General features: G+C 57.7%; 1 protein-coding gene. It reads right to left on the reverse strand.

Annotated elements, in window-relative coordinates; translation table 11 throughout:
- The coding region (locus NTW26_11670; protein ID MCX7022904.1) for a DNA methyltransferase at window positions 1–1388 on the reverse strand (1388 nt) is incomplete at its 3' end.
- Window positions 1389–1563: the final 175 nt, after the last annotated feature.

Below are 1563 nucleotides of genomic sequence, written 5' to 3' on the forward strand. Positions count from 1 at the left end.
GGCCGTAAATCGCTCTTGACCTGGACGATGATTTTTTTCGTCTCCAGGGTCTTTTCGGTTTTGCCGTCGCGGAAGAAGAGGACGCCGTCAATGCCGCGGTCGCCGCCGCCCTTCCTCTCCGGGTCGCCGAGCGGCCGGGCGTGGACCAGGGAGAGCGCCCAAAGCTCGAACTCCTTGCGCGGCAGGTCGGTGCGCTGGGCCAGCTCGCGGGCGGAGTTCCAGTCGCGCGGCTCGCCGTGGACCTCGTAGGCGGCCTCGTCGCCGAAGTGGTCCGCCAGGCGGCTCTTGATGAGGTTGATGGCGAGGTAGGTTATATCAATCCCAATCCATAGGCGGTTTAGGGCCTGGGCGGCGGCGATGGTGGTGCCGCAGCCGCAGAACGGGTCGAGGACCACGTCGCCCTCGTTGGAAGAGGCCGCGAGGATGCGCTTTAATAAAAGCCATGGTTTTTGTGTTTGATACCCTAAACGGATTTCGCCTTTTTCAAAGCGAATATCATCCCAAAAATCCTGGAACGGAATCCCTTCCTGTTCATCCAAGTATCTCTTCTCTCTCGGTATTCCCTTCCCACCTGACGGAAAATACAACCTACCTTCCCTTTCCGCCCGATCCATTCTCTCTTTTGTCCATCTCCAGACTTTTGTGTGTCCATGGAATTCATACGTCAAATTTGGACGCTTGGTGTTGGGATTGAGAAGGGAAGTCGGCTGGAAGCGCCTCCCTGTTCCTTCCTCAATGAAGCTGTATTGCTTTAATACACTATCGGCCATGGCAGGGTCCAGTTCCCCATTCGGTAAAAGGTAGGGTTTGTGCGGTTTTGTCCAAATGCAATCCTTTCCTTTCGAGTAGAACAGAATGACATCATGGATGCGACCGTAGCTAAGATAAACATTTCCATGCGGATGTGAGCGTCTCCAAACAATTTCATTCTTAAAGTAGATCTTTCCGAAAATCGAATCCATAACAAGCTTCAGGTAATGCGAGGCCGTTGGGTCGCAGTGCAGATAGATGGAGCCGGTGGGCTTGAGCACCCGGCGAAGCTCCACCAGCCTCGGGGCCATCATCACGAGATACGCCAGCATGTCGTTGTGCCCCAAAAACCGCTCAAAACCCTGGAGGAGGTCCACCAGCGCCGGGGGCGCATCCCCCCCGGTGACGAGCTCGTGGTAGGTGCGGGCGGAAGTCTCGTCCCAGTGCCAGAAATCGGCGAAGGACCGGAACTGCGACGCCGACGGCGTCCCGTCCACCTCCTTGAAGAGCACGTTGTAGTCGGATTTGGAGTTGAACGGCGGGTCGAGGTAGACGAGGTCCACCGACTCGTCGCCGATGTGCCGCCGCAGGACGTCCAGGTTGTCCCCGAAGAAGAGCTTGTTGGTCCACTCTGGCATGGGATTGCTCCCGGTCTTTCGCGCCACGGTCCCGACGGGGGTGGTGCGCGAAGGGTCAAAACACGGTACAATATAACCAAATCGGGGCATCTTGTGAAGTGAGGAGCCGTGAAGGGCGGAGGGTGGCCCAGGTCCGACGTTTCCCGACCGGAGGGGCGCTGCGCGCGGCGGATTT

Source organism: bacterium (assembly GCA_026398675.1).
GTDB lineage: Bacteria > RBG-13-66-14 > RBG-13-66-14 > RBG-13-66-14 > RBG-13-66-14 > RBG-13-66-14.